This is a genomic window from Paenibacillus sp. FSL R7-0128, from assembly GCF_038002245.1.
GTDB lineage: Bacteria > Bacillota > Bacilli > Paenibacillales > Paenibacillaceae > Paenibacillus_AQ > Paenibacillus_AQ silagei.
Genome location: NZ_JBBOCD010000001.1, coordinates 6452568 through 6470326, shown reverse-complemented (window position 1 = coordinate 6470326; position 17759 = coordinate 6452568). Strand labels below are relative to the sequence as shown.

Genomic DNA, 17759 nt, shown 5'->3' with positions numbered 1-17759 from the left:
GGACATATTCAGAATAGCGGCAGGAAGATCGAGAACACAGTGCCTTGTCCGGGCACAGAAGCAGCTTTCATATGTCCGCCTTGAGCGGTGATGATCTCCCGGGCCAGGAATAGCCCAATTCCCACACCTTCTGAATCGCGCACATTTTTTCCCCGGTAGAACCTCTTGAAGATTTGGGGCAGCTCTTCCTGGGAGATTCCACGGCCGGTATCTGCGATATCCAGGCGTATAAACATCTCATTTGCTTCCGCAGTGATATGGATACTGCCCCCTGGTTCTGAATATTTCACAGCATTCTCCAGCAGATTGAATAACACTTCCGTTGTCCATTTGGGGTCGTAGCACGCTGTGATGTGAGGTTCACAGTTTATACTGATAGTGATGCGGCTGTTCTCTGCCTGGATGAGGATCTGGGAGACTGCTTCAGAAACCGCACGCATCACAGGACAAGGCTGCATGCGCAAAGAGATCATGCCCGTCTCCAGCCTGGACAGTTTGATCAGGGATTGGATCAGCCAGTCGAGTTTTTCCGACTGTTTTTTAACTTGTACAGCAAGCTGAAGCGCATGTTCATCATTCACCAGACTTTCCTCAAGCAACTGGCTATAGATCATAATATTAGATAAGGGTGTTTTGGTCTGGTGGGAGATGTCGGAGATCAGTTCTTTAATTTTGTTCTTTTCCGTTTTCAGATTCTGTCCGTTCACTCTTGCAATCTCTATGTACCGCATTAATTTATGTTCTATGGAGGAGAGCAGGGTTTCTTCATAATTATAGGTGGGCTCACGCCCGTGAGTAGCATTGTCTACCAATGTCTCTACCTTTCCCATGAAAGAAGTAACCATATTCCGGAGCGACCGGGACCAGGCACCTCCAAGGATCAGCATGCAGATTATGAATAGAAGAGAGAGTCCAAGCAGCGATGAACCAGTGATCTCCAGTAATATAATACAAGTCACATATACCAGCACCAGAATGATAAAAGCTGCAGCAAATGCCAGATTCACCAATTGGTTAAGCGGCAGCCGTTCTTGTCTCTTCATAGAACAGGACCTTCTGTCCATGTATACCCTAAACCATATACAGTTTTGATATATTGAGGCAAAGAGGGATCCTCTTCGATCTTGGCCCGCAATCTTTTGATGGCTACCGTTAGTGCATTCTCATCAACGAATACCGCCTCCTGGCTCCACGTTTTGTCGATCAGCTGCTCACGGGTCAGAATGTTTCCCCTATTCGTTACCAGTATGCGCAGCAGTTTCTGTTCGGATTTGCTCAGCAGCAGCGGCCGGCCGTTCTTGAAGTACTCCATTTTGCCAAAATCAAATTCAAGCAGGCCTACAACGATCCTCTCACTGGTAAGCGCATCACTTCTTCTCAGGACGGCCATTACCCTGGCCCGCAGAATCATCAGACTGAACGGTTTGGTGATATAATCATCAGCCCCCAGAGCAAACCCGGTTACAATATCCGGCTCCATGTCGTTGGCCGTCAGGAAGATAATCGGCACCTGCGAGGTTCCGCGGATTCTTTCGCAGTAATCCAGTCCGCTTCCGTCCGGAAGGTTCACATCCAGCAGAATGAGATCGATTGGGGTTGAGGAGATAATCTGATCAGCCATTGCCAGTGAATAGGCTTGTTCAATATGCAATTCATTATGGGCAAGTGACAGGGCTATCCCCTTGTTCAAGCTTTGATCGTCTTCAACGATGAGTAGTGTCTTCATGGGCATGACTCCTTTAGTAATCAGGCATTCTCCCAATATTATGGCCAACCCTGGAATATCCTGCAAGTGGGGCGGTGCAGTCTTGATTCGTCGGACAATAAAAAGGCATCTCCATGGTAGAAATCCACCTTGAACTTCTTGTTCTCAAAGCCTTGGACTACTTGTATCTCCCTCAGCAAACCCCAGTGCAGCGATCTTCATTACATATTTGTACATCCATGAGCTGTTGCTTACATCGCTGAAGCCTTTTTTTCTCTTCAGCATGCTGAACTTCTCCGCATCTGCAGGAAGCAGCAATAGAATATATTTCAGGATGTATAGCCGCTTCCAGTCCTGCAACCATCCCCGACTAAGGTCCAGTACATAAAACCGTCCACAGTCTGTTTTGAAAGATGCGGGATTGCCCTAGAATAAGGGTATAAGAAAGAGAGCAGCGAAAGGCGGTGATAACAAATGCAAAGAAACAAAGGTAACGGACTTGCGATTGCGCTGATTGTAATCGGAGCGGTAATGCTGCTTGGCATTCTGCCTCACTTGATTTCAGGAATCTTCGGTATCCTGTTCCCGGCAGTGCTGGTTGTGCTCGGATACTACGGAATTAAGAGCGGCCGCAAGATTATCGGCTGGGTGGTGCTGTTCATCGGTGTCATGTCCCTGATCTCCAAGCTTTCCTGGATTATCGGTCCGCTGCTGGGTATTGCTCTGGTAGTGTGGGGCATCTCGGTACTCAGGGGCAAACAAAGCAGAACATACTAATACACACTGTCCATACTTATTAAGAAGCAGGGAGGGAGCAGGAAATCATGAGTGTTTTTCGCAGAATGAGGGACATCACCGTAGCCAACTTGAATGAACGACTGGAGCAGAGCCAAGATCCGGTGAAGCTGATTGATCAATTTCTACATTCAACCCGTGAAGAGATCGGGGAGGCCGAACGGCTGTACCAGCAGTACGCTTCTCATACGAAGCAATTGCAGCAGCAGGTGAATCAGGCCACCGCCATGAGGAACAAACGTGAAGAGCAGGCGCTCCTCGCACTCAAGGCAGGCGAAGATCATCTGGCCAAGCTGGCATTGCAGGAGAAAATTATCCACGAGGAAAAGCTGGAGCAATACAGCGGGCTGCTGGAGACGAGCCAGCAATCACTTTTCGAACTGGAATCCCAGCTGAACGAGCTCAAAATGGAGTATCAGACGGTATACAGCAAACGCCAGTTCTATGCAGCACGGATGGAGTCGTTGCGGCTGCAGCAGCGCATGAATCAAAGAGCCGGTGCTTATGGCGGCGGCGGAGATGTTCCCAAAATGTTCGGCCGTCTGGAAGACAAGATGAACGACTGGGAGCTAGAAGCCAAAAGCCTGAGCGACTTGCGCCGGATGGGACAGGAATATGCGGTGCAGGCCGGAGAGACCGTGGCAACCGTACTGGAAAGAGAAATGGCCCGTCTAAAGGAGAAGCTGAACAATGATGGCAGAAAGGAGTAGTAGTATGACCCGATTGTATCGTTCAACAAGAGACAAAGTAATGACTGGGCTGGCAGGCGGATTGTCCGAGACTCTCGGCATTGACTCTACACTGTTCCGGATTCTGCTGGTGATCAGTATTCCATTTAGCGGTGGAGCTACAATCCTCGTATACTTTATCGCAGCAATGGTGATTGCCAAGGAGCCTAACCAGTACAATCCCTTCGGTCCCGGACCTGGTGGGCCGGGCGGCCCGTACGGCGGACCCTACTCCGGCGGACCTGAATATGGCCGCGGACCAGAGGCTCCTCACCAAGGACCTCAGAGATATGGCCCCTATGGCGGACAGCCGGGCTACAATCCCGGTTATGAGAAGGCAGGCGCTCATGCGGCTCCTGATTCCGGCCTGGATGCCATGATGAAGGATATCGAGAAGAAGGCACTGCAAAAAGAAGTGGAAGAGCTCAAACAAAAACTTGCTAAATACGAGAAGGGAGAAGTGTAAATTATGGGAGTATTCAAACGGATTAAAGATATGACTAAGGCGTCGGTAAATGATATGTTGGATAAGGTAGAGGACCCGATTGTGATGCTTAATCAGTATCTGCGCGATATGGAGGCTGAGATTCATGAGGCTGAAGTAACGGTAGCGAAGCAGATGGCTAATGAACGCCGTATGAAACAGCGTGTGGACGAAGCTGCCAAGGTAGCCGGACAACGTGCTGCACAGGCTGAGCTTGCGCTCAAGAACGGGCAGGAGGAAGTTACCCGCAAGCTGCTGGAAGAGAAAATCTACTTCGACCAGAAGTTTACCGAGTATGGCGAGCTTCACGCACAGGCTGAAGTACAGGCCAAGGAACTGGTGCAGCAGCTTCATGATATGAAGGATGAGTTCTACAAAATGCGCAACAAACGCAATGAACTGGTATCCCGCGCTCAGATGGCTAAGGCCAAGAAGCAAATGTCCCAGATCAGCAGCGTACATTCCATCGAAAGCGGAAGTGCCTCCCTTGGCTTCCACCGCATGGAAGAAAAGATCATGCAGCTCGAAGCGGAAGCAGATGTGATGCGCGCTCCGTATAGCCCTTCGGCAACCGCATATGCTAAGCCGGTAGATCCTGAGAAGGAACTGAAAGTGGAGGAGCAGCTTGCCGCACTCAAGAACAAGCTGAACTCAACTCCTGCAGCCCCTCCTTTGAATAAAAAAGAACAATAATCCCTGTTCCTAAAGAGCAGCCGGATATGATATGCTGATCAAGGTAAAGCCATACGGTATGGATTCTCCATACCGGTATGGCTTTTGTAGCGGATGCAGTATGTTGAAGATGTAGCTTCGCAATACTTCAGCTAAGGCTTACGAAGTAAGTTTTGCTTTGCAAAACTTTAAGGAGGTGCGGAAATGGATAAACGGAACCGTTTGATTGCCATCGGATTGATTGGTGTAGGCTGCTTGATGATATTTGGCAAATGGATCGGCTTCTTCTCCATTGTCGCACTCCTGTTCCTGCTGCTGGGAATCTACCAGACGACGTCGGGCAAGGTCAAGCAAGGTTATAAGCTAATGGGAGTCGGAGCAGTCCTGCTGTTGCTGGATCATTTGCTGCTGGTGCTTGGCATCTGCCTGCTTTCGCTGGGGATGTTCTTTGTCAAATCGAAAAGAATGCAGCGCAAGGCGGGGTTTGTGCAGAAGCAAAGCTTTTCTTCCAGATTCGACTGGGATCTCTCGCCGTGGGTGATGCGCAGTCTGAGCGCCTGGCATGTGCTGGGCGAGGTGGATGTGGATCTTTCACTGGCCATGGCGGAAGAGCAGGAGACGATTATGCTGTATCAGGGGATTTTTGGCGATGTGGACATTCTGCTGTCTGAGGATTACGGAGTGGAGATTGAGGCATTCGTACTGTTCGGCTCGATTGAGTCCGGCAGTAACCGCGATACGGGGATGCTGAACCGGCTGAACTGGAAGTCACCTAACTATGACAGCTGCGAGCATAAAGTGAAGTTTAACATTTCTTATCTGATGGGGGATCTGGACATACGCTTCCCCTAAGAGTATGTTAGGGCCAAGAGAGAAGGGAGAGCTCCCGGCATGGACAAAAAAAGCAGTAATATGGTAACGCGCAGTATGGGTGAGGGAGCTCTGTTCTCTTTGTTCATGCTGCTCGTTATTACATATATTATGTATACATATGGGCTACTACGGCCGTTCGAGGATTGGCGGATTGGCATAAGGACAGGATTGACGCTGATTCTGTTGCCGATGGCTTTCGGAATCGGTTACGGCTTCTATCAGGGCTTCCGCAGCAAGCGCAAGCTGGAATTACTGCGGGCTACCCTGGTCGCCTGGGAGAAAGGCAATCTTACCCCGGCTATGCCGGACCTGGGCAACGATGAGCTGGGGCGGCTCGGGGAACAGCTCGGGCGGATCAGCGGCAAGTGGGAGAATCAGGTGAATACGCTGCAACGGCTCTCCACCAATAACGCGAAGCTTGCCGAGCAGGCCCGGGTCACGGCAATCATCGAGGAACGGCAGCGGCTGGCACGGGAGCTGCATGATGCGGTATCGCAGCAGCTGTTCGCCATCTCGATGACGGCAACGGCAGTAGGCCGGACGCTGGAGAAGGACTTCGACAAGGCACAGCGGCAAATCGCGCTGATCGAGGAGATGTCTGCAGTAGCCCAGTCCGAGATGAGGGCGCTGCTGCTGCACCTGAGACCGGTGTACCTGGAAGGTAAGGGGCTGGAAGAAGGTCTGCAGGAGCTGATTAAAGAACTGAAGATCAAGGTGCCGATTGATATTCTGTTCGAGATGGATCAGGGAGTAGAGCTGCTGAAGGGCGTGGAGAATCATTTGTTCCGTATTGTGCAGGAGGCTATCTCCAATACGCTCCGCCATGCCAAAGCGGAGAAGATGGAGATCCGCCTGCACCGCCGGGGTGATACCGTCCGGCTCACGCTGCGCGATGATGGAATCGGGTTCGAGATGGATGACAGCAAGCAGACCTCTTACGGTCTGTCGAATATGCAGGAGCGGATTACAGAGATCGGGGGCTCGATCCAGTTCATCACTGCTCCCGGCAAAGGCATGCGGATTGATATTACCGTACCGGTAGTCAATGAATAGGGGGCAGGTGTAACGATGGAGATAGAAGAAGATAATGCAATCAAGGTCCTGCTTGTAGACGATCATGAGATGGTCCGGATCGGACTTGCTGCGGTGCTTGGCACCGAGGATGGCATTGAAGTCGTCGGCGAAGCGGGAAGCGGCGAGGAGGGCATCCGTCTGGCCCAGGAGTATACGCCGGATGTGGTGCTGATGGATCTGGTGATGGACGGCATGGACGGAATCGAGACGACTAGACAGCTGCTGAAGCTGTACCCGGATTGCAAGGTGATTGTGTTGACCAGTTATTTGGATGATGAGAAGATGTATCCGGTGATTGAAGCGGGAGCCTTCAGTTACCTGCTCAAGACCTCACGGGCCAGCGAAGTTGCAGATGCGATCCGGGCAGCCGCAAGAGGCCAGTCCGTGCTGGAGTCGCAGGTGGCATCCAAGATGATGAACCGGTTCCGTTCCAATGCAAGAGGAGAGGCACCGGCTTACAAAGAGCTTACCGAACGCGAGATGGAAGTACTGAAGCTGTTAGCTCAGGGTAAATCCAACCAGGATATTGCTGATCAATTAATTATTGGAATCAAGACGGTGAAATTCCATGTCACGAATGTTCTTGCCAAGCTGGGGGTTGAAGACCGGACTCAGGCGGCTATTTATGCATATAAGAATGGACTGGCGGAGTAAGACCGGTCTATTGAAGCTACACAGCACTTTCAAGTGAGTCCGCCCGGACGATCTTGGAAGTGTTTTTGCATGCGTTCGTATATCTTTCTCTGAAATTGGATAACCTGTCTAGTAGATTACTAGATCGGTTGAGAGGGAGATGCGAAGTGGGGAATAAAGGGCAGAGTAAGGGGATACTGGTGTTGGTGCTGGCAGGGATATGTGCGCTGATGCTCCTGAGCGGATTCCGAAGCGTGGAACCCGCAGGAAGAAGCGGTGTACAGAGTGCTGATGCTTCTGCAGCTGCCGGAGAGCTTCAGGAATCCCTTGCCCTGCTGACCACACTGGGCGGACAGGCCTCCGCTCCCGGCGCGCCGCTCCGGCTCGTATTGAAATGGCAGGGGGAATACAGCGGCGAAGAGACTGATGAGGTTGCTGTACAGCACCTTGCCACTAGGCTTGGACTGGATGGAATTAGCAGCGCAGATGATGATGGGCACCGGGTCTGGCGTTCTGCCGCGCAGCTCAGTGGCGGTACACAGCTGTCCCTGTTCTGGAGTGAGCTTGGCGGCGGCCGCAGCTACTGTATTGTTACGCTGGAGACGGCTGATCTTCTGGGCTCCCCGGAGCTGCCGGCCGCAGCGGCGGACGCCGGAGAGGCGATGCTGCAGGCGGGAATTGCTGCGGAGTGGAATGCTTCGCTGCAGGCACCAGCGAAGGAGCAGGGCGGAACGCAGGCAGCACTCCTTGCTACGGAGCAGTTAATGGCTGCGGAGCTTCCCGGTATTCAGGCAGAGGAGAGCTACACCGATATCTCTACATCCAGTCATTCGTATAGTGTCCCGGGTCTTCAGCGCACAGTCAGCAGCGGTAACCACAGCCTGGCCCTCCAGCTGGCAGTTCACAAGAACGTCAATGCAGACGTGAACCGGATAACCCTTGGAATGCCATTAATTACAATCGAATACTGAAGTTAAATGACTTAATATAAGCGTAATCCGGTGAAGGCATAAGAAAGAGTAATGGAAAAGTGCGAAATCCCGAGAAAAACTGTCAGGAATGTGATGGCATCCTCCGTGCAATTATGATAAAATGACATCACGCCTATAGTCGTATGTTGTTTCATACCAGGCGATGAGAATGAATGTCAACTATATTACATACAGAGAGATGAGGAGCCATGGCTGAAAATCAAACCCTTGATGCACTGCATACACCCGGTGCTGTATTCTTTATCTTCGGGGCAACCGGAGATCTGGCCCGGCGTAAGCTTTTCCCGGCGATTTACAGTTTGTACCGTGAAGGCAAGCTGACCCAAGATTTTGCGGTCATTGGCGTGGCTCGGCGTCCCCGTACCCAGGATGAGTTCCGGGAAGATGTGAAGGAATCCATTCGCGAGTTCTGCCGTTATCAGGCAGGAGATGTTGCGGAATGGAACGAGTTCGTACAGCATTTTGAATACAAGTCACTCGACATCAATAATATTGACGGCTTCCGTGAGCTGAATGAGCAGACGGAGCGTCTGGAAGAGAAATTCCATATTCCGGGCAACCGCATGTTCTATCTGGCGCTTGCGCCTGAGCTGTTCGGCAGCGTATCCTTCAACCTCAAGGCAGGCGGGATGCTGCAGGCCAGAGGCTGGAACCGTCTGGTCATCGAGAAGCCGTTCGGCTACAATCTCGAATCCGCTGAGGAACTGAACGAACAGATCCGCCAAGTCTTCAAGGAAGAGGAGATCTACCGGATTGACCACTACCTGGGTAAGGAAATGGTTCAGAATATTGAAGTGATCCGGTTCGCCAATGCCTTCTTTGAGCCATTGTGGAACAACAAGCATATCGCCAATATTCAGATTACACTCGGCGAGACGGTGGGCGTGGAAGAACGCGGCGGGTATTACGATCATGCGGGGGCGCTGCGCGATATGGGCCAGAACCATATTTTGCAGCTGCTGACGATGATCGCTATGGAACCGCCTAGCCGTCTGCTGGCTGAAGATATCCGTGATGAGAAGGTGAAGGTTCTACGTTCGCTGCGTCCTTACGCGACCGCTGATGAAGTTCGCGAGAACGTAGTCCGCGGCCAATACACTCAAGGTCTCTACAAGGGCAAGACGCTTCCGGCTTACCGCCAGGAAGACAAAGTGGACCCGGAATCGAATACAGAGACGTATTTCGCAGCCCGTGTGTTCGTGGATAACTTCCGCTGGGCTGGAGTTCCTTTCTATATCCGTACCGGCAAACGCCTGCCTGTGAAGACCACCGAAGTGGTTGTAGAATTCAAAGGAATGCCGACCAACGTCTACTTGGGCCAGAAGCACAAGCTCGAGCCGAACCTGCTCGTCATCCGCGTCAATCCGATGGAAGGCATCTATGTGAAGATCAATGCGAAGAAGCCGGGCTCGGAATCCGAGATTCAGCCGCTGGCCATGGATTTCTGCCAGAGCTGCATGATCGGCATCAACTCGCCGGAGGCGTATGAGCGTCTGTTGCATGATGCTGCACGCGGCGATTCCACCTACTTCACCCGCTGGGATGAAGTGTCCTCGGCCTGGTCCTTCGTGGACCGGATTGCCAAGGCGTGGAAGGAAGAGAGCAACGACTTGGCTTCCTATCCTGCGGGCTCCTGGGGTCCGGTTGAAGCCGACCAATTGCTTGCCGGAGAAGGCTTCCACTGGTGGCCGGTCAACGGCCAGGATGAAGACAATGTGGTCTGGCAGGTTAACCGCTAGTCCCTGAAGAAGAATTGTTACAGATCCTCCTGCATCTCGTTGCGGGGGGATCTTTTTGCTGAATCGTGAATTTATATTACAAGATATTTCACTACAGGCGCTTTTTTGTAGATAATCTCTGCCGGATTTTGCTATACTGAGAAGGATGCTTTCAACATAAAGATTTCTAAGCCTAGCGCTATAGATGATCCTATACATGGTAAACGTTACGTTCAAGAAATAGACGTTGATTCTCTGTTGATTCTCTAAGGAAAGGATCTGAATCCATGAATAGACCGATTTGATTGATCCGGTAATAGAGGCAGAAGTAAGCATGAATTTATAGATGAAGGGATATGTGCAATGAATAAAGCAACGGACCATAAGCTTCAGAGTGAAGTCGACAAACGCAGAACCTTTGCGATTATTTCCCACCCGGATGCGGGTAAAACTACACTGACAGAGAAACTGCTGCTCTTCGGAGGTGCCATCCGTCTGGCAGGTACAGTCAAAGCCCGTAAGGCAAGCAAGCACGCCACCAGTGACTGGATGGAAATTGAGAAGCAGCGCGGAATCTCGGTTACGTCCTCTGTGATGCAGTTTGATTACCTGGACCACCGGGTGAACATTCTGGATACTCCGGGTCACCAGGATTTCAGTGAAGACACCTATCGTACGCTCACTGCGGCTGATAGCGCGGTCATGCTGATCGACGTAGCCAAGGGTGTGGAGACACAGACCATCAAGCTGTTCCAGGTCTGCGCGAAGCGCGGCATTCCGATCTTCACCTTCATTAATAAGCTGGACCGCGAAGGCCGCAGCCCGTTTGATCTGATGGAGGAGCTGGAGAATGTGCTGGGCATCCGCTCGGTGCCGATGAACTGGCCGATTGGGATGGGGCGTGAGCTGTGCGGCGTCTATGACCGGATGAAGAATCAGGTTGAGCTGTTCCAGGGCGATGACCATTCCGTAATTAAAGTACAGAAGGTGGAGAGCTACCGCGACCCGATTATCCGTGAGATGGCGGGGGAGTACCTGCATGATCAGCTATGCGCGGATCTGGAGCTGCTGGATGTAGCGGGCGATCCTTTTGACTATGAGAAGGTGCTGCGCGGAGAGATTACTCCGGTATTCTTCGGCAGTGCTATCAACAACTTCGGTGTGCAGACGTTCCTGGATAATTTCCTGGAGCTTGCGCCGAAGCCTGAACCACGCCGCAGTACAGCGGGCTCTGTAGAACCGACGAATGAGAAATTCACCGGCTATGTATTCAAAATTCAGGCGAACATGAATCCTGCACACCGTGACCGTATCGCTTTCCTGCGTATCGTGTCCGGCAAGTTCGAGCGCGGGATGAGTGTGAAGCATGTACGTGCCGGCAAAGACATCAAGCTATCCCAGCCGCAGCAGTTCCTTGCCCAGGACCGGGACATTGTTGAAGAGGCGTATCCGGGGGATATTATCGGTCTGTTCGACCCGGGCATCTTCCGGATTGGCGACACGCTAAGTCAGGCCGGAGATATCGAATTCGATGAGCTGCCGACCTTCTCGCCGGAGATTTTCTCCAAAGTCACCATCAAGAATGCACTGAAGTCGAAGCAATTCCAGAAGGGGATCGACCAGCTGACCGAAGAGGGTATGATCCAGGTGTTCCGTACCGTCAACTTCGATGATATTCTGCTGGGTGTAGTCGGACAACTGCAGTTCGAGGTGTTCGAATACCGCATGAAGGGTGAGTATGGCGTGGATGTGCAGCTTCAGCGCATGAGCTACCAGTTCGCACGCTGGATTGTGGATGAGAACAAGCCGGATGCCAGCAAGTTCCGGATCAACTCCACTCTGGTTACGGACAAGAAGGGCAATTACGTAGTGCTGTTCGAGAACGAATACGCTATGCGGACCGCGATGGAGAAGAATCCGACCGCGAAGTTCCTGGAGACTGCACCTTGATGGGTGTAATAGAAGTAAGATGAGCAGTTAAGCATATGTACGATTAGGCTATAAAAAAACCTCCGGCTCCACCTGTGCAGCAGCACGGTGGGGTGCGGAGGTTTTTGACGGGATGGGCCTCCTCTAGGAGGTGATGGACCCTGGGGTAAGCTTGTCCAGATGTCTGTGCAGCATAGAGAGAACCCGGTCCTGCTTCGCAGGGTCGAGGTCCTTCCAGATCATCTCAAAGACGACACCCAGTCCGGGAAGCGCGGCTTCCGGCCCGTCCACGGAATTCTCAATAACCTCCCGCAGACCTTCTTCGGACTGGCCGTGCACCTTGTGAATGATGGCCTGGCGCAAATCAAGGGTGACTGGCATAATCGGCCTCCTTAAAGTTTTGTGAGCATCTGCTTCCTGAATCAGCATCGCAAAACTGACTTCGAAAGCAGGGGCTTAGTCAGGTAAGCAGCCTTCTTATAAGGTGCCCTGCGGGAGCGCTGAACATTCAAGTTTATAACGGCTTATGCTATACTGTGTGAGATGTATTATATGGGCGGGAGGGACAAGGCTTAATGGCAAAAAAACAGTATGCGATCATCGGTATGGGCCGCTTCGGCTCAAGTGTGGCCAAAGCGCTCAGCGGGATGGGCTATGAGGTGCTGGCCATTGATGCGGATGAACAGCGCACCCAGGAAATCTCCAACATTGTGACCCATGCCGTATCTGCAGACTCCACGGATGAAGAGGCGCTGCGTGCGCTTGGCATCCGTAACTTCGATGTGGTGGTGGTCGCCATCGGGGAGGATATTCAGGCCAGCATTCTGACAACGCTGATTTTGAAGGATCTGGGCGTACCTGCCATTATCGCCAAAGCCAAAAGTGAGCTGCACGGCAAGGTGCTGGGGAAAATCGGAGCAGATAAGGTGATCTACCCGGAGCGGGACATGGGGATGCGGGTGGCGCATCATCTCGCTTCTCCGAACATCCTCGATTACATCGAGCTGTCACCGGAGTACAGCATTCTCGACATGAAGGTCTCAGGACCGATGCTGGGCAAGAACCTGCAGGAGCTTGACATACGCGCCAAATATGGGTGCAATGTTATGGCGATCCGTCAGGGCGAGGAAATGAATATCTCCCCCAGAGCGGAGGACCGCCTGACCGATGGTGATGTTCTTGTCATTGTCGGACGGAAGGATAATCTGACGAAGCTGGAAATGGCTTATCAATAGGAATCTGTAAGCAACAGAAAGGTAGGACCCTATGGAAATTATGTCGCCGCAGAACACGCGGGTGAAGGAATGGGCCGGATTGCAGGAGAAGAAGCACCGTGACCGGTCCGGCAAATATATCGTGGAAGGCATTCATCTGGTGCAGGAAGCGCTGCAGGCGGAAGTGGATGTGGAATGCCTAGCGTACGACCTCGATAAAGGGATGCCGTCTGAGCTGAAGCCGCTGCTTCAGGCCGTACAGGGCATGGAGGTCATCGGCGTGTCGGCGGCGGTGGTTGCCAAGTGCAGCAGCACGGGCACCCCGCAGCCGGTGTTCGCCATTGTGCGGAAGGAGCAGAAGGGGATAGAGGCCATTCTGGCGAAGCCGGACAGCCTGGTTATGGTGCTGGACGGGGTCCAGGACCCCGGTAATGTAGGCACTATCATCCGCAGCGCGGATGCGGCGGGCGCGGACGGCGTGATCCTCGGCCAGGGCTGCGCCGACCTCTTCAATCCCAAGACCATCCGGTCCACGATGGGCTCGATGTTCCATCTCCCGGTAGTGGAGGGCGAGCTCGGCACGATTCTGCCACAGGCACGGGAGCGTGGTGCGCTGCTGGTCAGCACCTCGCTGACGGCGGAGGATTCCTGCTACACCCATGATTTCCACGGCAGCCAGTGGCTGCTGATCGGCAGCGAAGGCCAAGGCATCTCACCCGAGACAGCCCGGCTAGTCGACAAAAGCATCCTCATCCCGATGGCCGGCCGCGCCGAATCACTGAACGCCGCGATGGCCGCAACGATCCTGCTGTTTGAGGGGATGCGGCAGCGGGGGAATTATCTTAACCAACCTGTATAACTTTCACAACAAAGTCAGTCCCGGTATGTCTGAATAAGACGTAATGCATCCGGGACTTTTTTGTATTCTTTTTTTGCTTCAATATTATAAATAGGAGTGATGAAGATGGGGATTATTGTGGCGATTGGCGGAGGAGAGATTAGCAAATTGGAGACTTTGGCAATCGATCAAACGATTGTAGATCTAACGAACAAAAGGAATCCCAAAGCGCTGTTCATTCCTACAGCCAGCATGGATGCGGAAGGGTATTGTGACTCTTTTCAATTAGTGTACGGTGACCGCTTAGGGTGTGAGGTCCAGCATTTACTACTGACGAAGAATACATATGCACCAGAAGAGATAGAAGACATGATCTTATCCGCCGATTTAATCTATGTGGGGGGCGGCAATACGCGGAAGATGCTGGACATTTGGCTGGAGCATGGTGTGGATATTTTGCTGAAGCAAGCGTACGACTCGGGGGTTGTGTTGTCAGGGATGAGTGCGGGTTCGATCTGCTGGTACGAATACGGTCATAGTGACTCAGAGGCGTTCGATAATGAAGGGAAATGGATCTATATCAAATTGAAGGCGATGGGGATCTTACCAGGGATTCACTGTCCTCATTATAATGAAGACAACCGCGAGGCAGATTTCTTGGAAATGGTTAAGGGAATGGATACAACAGGCATAGCCATTGAGAATCACTGCGCCATTATTTATAAAGATGATGGGTATAAAGTGATCTCCTCCAGAGAACAGGCCAAGGCCTATAAGATACAAGAGATCAATCAGCAGATGATCGTGACGGAGATTGAGAAGCATGCTGAATATAATGAGATAGTGAATATGTGATTAAAAGCCCGCACTCCGCCTATCAGGCCAGAGTACGGGCTTTTGATTGTTCAGAGGACATCCTGTCCGTTTTCGCTTTCAGTGTAGATGGAGATTAGCACAATCGCGGTGTCCTCTCCCGTATTTTTGACGGAATGGGGGGTGCAGGCATTCCAGCTAAAGGAATCACCCTCAGTAAATTCAGCTCCATCTTCCCCTTGCTGCGCATAGATGGTTCCTTTAATGACGACATGGACCTCCTGCCCTTCATGCGCATGGGGGGCATCCCCAATCATGGCACCGGGAGGGAACTCGACGATCGACATGCGTACATTCTGGGTGGAGCTGAGGTGCTCAACCTTTAGCTTAGCTGCGCCGCTGGTGGTGATTCTCCGTTCATCCTTGCGGACAATCTGCATGCGTTCTTCTTTTTTTAGCAGCAAATAAGCAAGAGGAACCTTCAGAGCCTGGGCGATATTCTCCAGTGTAGCGATGGAAGGTGAGGTCTTATTGGTTTCGACCTGGCTCATGAAGCCTTGGGAGAGGCCGGTAGTGTCGCAGATTTGCGCGATGGTGATATTTTTCCGCTTGCGAATTGCCCGTATTGTAGCGCCGATATCCATAGGTTCACACCTCTATAATATTTGTAATACTAAACTTATTTTCATATTAACAATTTTATTGTTGACAAGTCAATGTGCATTGCGATAAATTACTCATATAGAAAATATATTATTATAACTAATATTTGAAAAGTGATCTTCAGGATGGAGGGAAATAAGATGAACCCTAAGTATTCATATGATGTTCACTTACCGGATGGGCTGGAGCAGGGCAGGAAATACCCGGTGATCTTTACTTTTCACGGCAAAGGCTCTGATGAGCGCAATATGTTCGGTCTGGTGGCCCCGCTGGCTAAGGAGTTCATTATTATCGGGGTTCGCGGGAATCTGCCACTGGGTATGGGGTATCAATATTATGATTTGAAAAGCCTGGGCAACCCTATCCGCGAGATGTTTGACCAAGCTGTCAGCGATCTTGAGACCTTCATTCACTATGCTGCGCAGCAGTATCCGATCGATCCGGACAAACGTTATTTGCTCGGCTTCAGCCAAGGGGCCATTCTGTCTATGACGCTTGCGCTTACGATGGGGGATCAGCTGAAGGGGATTGTAGCACTGAATGGATATATTCCTGAATTTGTGAAAATGGAGTATAAGCTCCATAGCCTTAAGAACGTGTCTGTCTTCGCTTCACATGGTGAATACGATTCGGTGTTCCCGGTGAGCATTGGACATGAGACTGCCGCCTATCTGAAGGGGCAAACCGAACGGTTGAACTTCAGACTCTATCCGTCTGACCACGGCGTAACTGAAGAGAACCAGCGTGATTTCTTGCAATGGCTCAAGCAGGATGCCGCATTAACCACTAATAAGGAGTGATTGACTATGATGCCTTCCTATTTTTTTGCACACGGAGCTCCATCTATCGTTCTTGAAGATAATGCCTACACCAAGCTGTTAAAAGAGTTCAAGGACCATATGCCCAAACCGAAAGCTATCGTTCTCTTCTCAGCGCATTGGGAGGAACCCGTGCAGTCAGTGGGCGCGGCGGCAACGTATGATACCATTTATGACTTTGGCGGATTCGATTCCAGGATGAGCTGTACCAGATGACGTATCCCGCACATGGTGATCCGGCTCTCGTGGAGCAGATTCAGAAGCTTTTGACCGCGGGCGGTGTGAAGAATGTCAGGGATGAACAAAGAGGGCTCGACCACGGCGCATGGGCTGTGCTGAAGCTCCTCTACCCGGAAGCGGATATTCCGGTTGTGGCGATGTCTGTGAATCGTGACTTGCCTAATGCGCAGCAGTATGAGATAGGCAAGGCGCTGGCGGAGCTGCGTGAACAGGATGTGCTGATTATCGCCAGCGGGGGAACCGTTCATAATCTGCGGAGATTGAACTGGAGTTCGGATGAGATCAACGGATGGGCCGAGCAGTTCGATCGCTGGATTCAGGAGAAGGTAGAAGCGTGGGATACAGAAGCGCTGTTTCAATACGAGGAGCTTGCTCCTTATGCGGAGATGGCGGTCCCGACGAGTGAGCACTTTATTCCGCTGCTCATCGCTATGGGAGCGGGAGACCCGGGGCGTAATGCGCAGCTGCTTCACCGGAGTTATCAGTATGGCAATCTAAGCTTGAGCTGCTGGCAGTTTAATTAAAAGGTGGTGAACTCCGCATGCTCCGCTTCGGCAATCTCCTTGGCATAATTCCGAAATCGGGCATGTCAAGCTGTCGGGGAGGAAGGAATTTCCGGTCCACTTTTCAATACATTCTTGGTAAGGTAGGGGGACTGCTATTCTGAAGAGGTGATAATTATGCAAAAGAAACATTGTGCATTCTGCGATCAGATTGTCCGCATTACAGCAGACGGTGAGTACGATCAGTATATCGACTGCTCCTGCTCTCCTGGCGGAAGCTACGGCCTGCTTAGAGACAGCTATGAATCAATTCTTGCGCTCTCGTTCCAGCAGAAGCGGGACATGCTGCATCTGATCTCAGGTTATATCCGCGAAAAGACGGATTGTGGCGAGAAGGTGATCCTTGCGTTCGGCGATCTGGAGGATATTGTGAATGCCCCGGGCATTCCGGTAACGGCTGAGGATAAAGGAGGCCGGCTGTTGCAGTATCTATATAGGCATTGTAGTGGCCCCGGGGAGCCCGTAGTGATTCATCCCCTGTCCCGCAGCTACAATCTGACATACTCTCCCAATCTGCAGGAGCTGGTCTATATTATTGACAGGCTGCAAGGTGAGAATCTGTTAGTCCGGGAAGGTATGAACTTCACATTGACCTCCCTGGGGTGGGAGGAAGCAGTGGCTGCCTCAGGAGGCCGGACCTTACAGCAATGCACCGTTCTTCTGCCGGATGATGAGAAGCTGCAGGCGGAGTGGCAGGACAAGCTGTGGGCCAAAATCGAGCAGTTGGGCTATTTTCCCCGTTTGCTTGCCAGCAAGAACGAAGCTGCGAATTCGCTGGAGCCTGTGGCGGACAGCAAGCTGGTTATTGCGGACCTCACAGGCCAGTCATCTGAGGTGTATCTGGCAGCGGGCTATGCGCTTGGGCTGAACATTCCGGTAATCTGGACAGTCAGAAGCGATGAGGCAGATACATTAAGGATCCATCTTCAGGAGATACGTCCTCTGGTTTGGGATACTGCGGAAGAGCTGATGGTATTGCTTCAGCAAGAACTTTTGAAATAATAGTT

Annotated in this window: 22 protein-coding genes; 17 read left to right on the top strand and 5 right to left on the bottom strand. The window is 51.7% G+C overall.

The annotated features are described in order from the left end of the window. Nucleotides 1-8: 8 nt before the first annotated feature. The 3 genes from NST26_RS27390 to NST26_RS27380 all read right to left on the bottom strand — a co-directional run bounded on the left by NST26_RS27390 (nt 9) and on the right by NST26_RS27380 (nt 1990). Nucleotides 9-1043 (bottom strand): sensor histidine kinase, encoded by a 1035-nt coding sequence (locus NST26_RS27390; protein ID WP_340980300.1) that lies wholly within the window; start codon nt 1041-1043, stop codon nt 9-11. Then, complete coding sequence (locus tag NST26_RS27385) at nt 1040-1726, bottom strand: response regulator transcription factor (protein ID WP_340980299.1); 687 nt, start codon at nt 1724-1726, stop codon at nt 1040-1042. Before NST26_RS27385 ends, NST26_RS27390 begins: the two co-directional genes overlap by 4 nt. A 144-nt stretch (nt 1727-1870) precedes the next feature. Beyond that, on the bottom strand, nt 1871-1990 hold the full coding sequence (locus NST26_RS27380; RefSeq protein ID WP_155991662.1) for an S-layer homology domain-containing protein: 120 nt from the start codon (nt 1988-1990) through the stop codon (nt 1871-1873). A 189-nt stretch (nt 1991-2179) separates the two neighbouring features. Between NST26_RS27380 and NST26_RS27375 the strand changes: the two genes are divergently transcribed. From NST26_RS27375 to NST26_RS27330, 10 genes are all read left to right on the top strand, one after another. Continuing rightward, nucleotides 2180-2482, top strand: coding sequence for a LiaF transmembrane domain-containing protein (locus tag NST26_RS27375; RefSeq protein ID WP_036731138.1), 303 nt, complete (start codon nt 2180-2182; stop codon nt 2480-2482). Between the two features lie 47 nt (nt 2483-2529). Beyond that, nucleotides 2530-3210, top strand: coding sequence for a PspA/IM30 family protein (locus NST26_RS27370; protein ID WP_340938118.1), 681 nt, complete (start codon nt 2530-2532; stop codon nt 3208-3210). A gap of 4 nt (nt 3211-3214) precedes the next feature. Then, nucleotides 3215-3694 carry a PspC domain-containing protein gene (locus NST26_RS27365; protein WP_340980297.1) on the top strand — a complete coding sequence of 160 codons (480 nt, stop codon included), beginning with the start codon at nt 3215-3217 and terminating at the stop codon, nt 3692-3694. 3 nt (nt 3695-3697) lie between these two features. After that, nucleotides 3698-4405: a PspA/IM30 family protein gene (locus tag NST26_RS27360; RefSeq protein ID WP_036731144.1), complete on the top strand. Its 708-nt coding sequence runs from the start codon at nt 3698-3700 to the stop codon at nt 4403-4405. Between the two features lie 183 nt (nt 4406-4588). Further along, nucleotides 4589-5236, top strand: a complete 648-nt coding sequence (gene liaF, locus NST26_RS27355; protein WP_209878920.1) for a cell wall-active antibiotics response protein LiaF — start codon at nt 4589-4591, stop codon at nt 5234-5236. A gap of 39 nt (nt 5237-5275) precedes the next feature. Next, on the top strand, nt 5276-6310 hold the full coding sequence (locus NST26_RS27350; RefSeq protein ID WP_036731150.1) for a sensor histidine kinase: 1035 nt from the start codon (nt 5276-5278) through the stop codon (nt 6308-6310). Nucleotides 6311-6325: 15 nt separating this feature from the next. Further along, nucleotides 6326-6985 carry a response regulator gene (locus NST26_RS27345; RefSeq protein ID WP_036731152.1) on the top strand — a complete coding sequence of 220 codons (660 nt, stop codon included), beginning with the start codon at nt 6326-6328 and terminating at the stop codon, nt 6983-6985. A 146-nt stretch (nt 6986-7131) separates the two neighbouring features. Next, nucleotides 7132-7935 (top strand): hypothetical protein, encoded by an 804-nt coding sequence (locus NST26_RS27340; RefSeq protein ID WP_340980296.1) that lies wholly within the window; start codon nt 7132-7134, stop codon nt 7933-7935. Nucleotides 7936-8144: 209 nt separating this feature from the next. Beyond that, nucleotides 8145-9695, top strand: a complete 1551-nt coding sequence (zwf, locus tag NST26_RS27335; protein ID WP_340980295.1) for a glucose-6-phosphate dehydrogenase — start codon at nt 8145-8147, stop codon at nt 9693-9695. Between the two features lie 342 nt (nt 9696-10037). Beyond that, nucleotides 10038-11624 (top strand): peptide chain release factor 3, encoded by a 1587-nt coding sequence (locus NST26_RS27330; protein WP_340751756.1) that lies wholly within the window; start codon nt 10038-10040, stop codon nt 11622-11624. Nucleotides 11625-11747: 123 nt separating this feature from the next. Here the strand turns inward: NST26_RS27330 and NST26_RS27325 are convergent, their stop codons facing one another. Continuing rightward, entirely contained in the window at nt 11748-11984 is a 237-nt protein-coding gene (locus tag NST26_RS27325; RefSeq protein ID WP_036700271.1) for a small acid-soluble spore protein SspI, read from the bottom strand. A 194-nt stretch (nt 11985-12178) separates the two neighbouring features. On the opposite strand from NST26_RS27325, the gene NST26_RS27320 reads away from it, so the two are divergent. The 3 genes from NST26_RS27320 (at nt 12179) to NST26_RS27310 (ending at nt 14510) form a co-directional block, all read left to right on the top strand. Continuing rightward, on the top strand, nt 12179-12838 hold the full coding sequence (locus NST26_RS27320; RefSeq protein WP_036700269.1) for a potassium channel family protein: 660 nt from the start codon (nt 12179-12181) through the stop codon (nt 12836-12838). Between the two features lie 31 nt (nt 12839-12869). Continuing rightward, nucleotides 12870-13676: a TrmH family RNA methyltransferase gene (locus NST26_RS27315; RefSeq protein WP_340980294.1), complete on the top strand. Its 807-nt coding sequence runs from the start codon at nt 12870-12872 to the stop codon at nt 13674-13676. 105 nt (nt 13677-13781) lie between these two features. After that, nucleotides 13782-14510, top strand: a complete 729-nt coding sequence (locus tag NST26_RS27310; protein WP_340980293.1) for a Type 1 glutamine amidotransferase-like domain-containing protein — start codon at nt 13782-13784, stop codon at nt 14508-14510. 50 nt (nt 14511-14560) lie between these two features. Here the strand turns inward: NST26_RS27310 and NST26_RS27305 are convergent, their stop codons facing one another. Further along, complete coding sequence (locus NST26_RS27305; protein WP_340958351.1) at nt 14561-15112, bottom strand: helix-turn-helix domain-containing protein; 552 nt, start codon at nt 15110-15112, stop codon at nt 14561-14563. Between the two features lie 159 nt (nt 15113-15271). Between NST26_RS27305 and NST26_RS27300 the strand changes: the two genes are divergently transcribed. The 4 genes from NST26_RS27300 to NST26_RS27285 all read left to right on the top strand — a co-directional run bounded on the left by NST26_RS27300 (nt 15272) and on the right by NST26_RS27285 (nt 17754). Continuing rightward, nucleotides 15272-15931, top strand: a complete 660-nt coding sequence (locus tag NST26_RS27300; RefSeq protein WP_340958352.1) for an alpha/beta hydrolase — start codon at nt 15272-15274, stop codon at nt 15929-15931. 6 nt (nt 15932-15937) lie between these two features. Then, nucleotides 15938-16165, top strand: a complete 228-nt coding sequence (locus NST26_RS27295; protein WP_340980292.1) for a dioxygenase family protein — start codon at nt 15938-15940, stop codon at nt 16163-16165. After that, nucleotides 16162-16713 (top strand): dioxygenase family protein, encoded by a 552-nt coding sequence (locus tag NST26_RS27290; RefSeq protein ID WP_340980291.1) that lies wholly within the window; start codon nt 16162-16164, stop codon nt 16711-16713. Before NST26_RS27295 ends, NST26_RS27290 begins: the two co-directional genes overlap by 4 nt. Before the next feature lie 156 nt (nt 16714-16869). Further along, nucleotides 16870-17754 carry a hypothetical protein gene (locus NST26_RS27285; RefSeq protein WP_340980290.1) on the top strand — a complete coding sequence of 295 codons (885 nt, stop codon included), beginning with the start codon at nt 16870-16872 and terminating at the stop codon, nt 17752-17754. Nucleotides 17755-17759 lie beyond the last annotated feature (5 nt).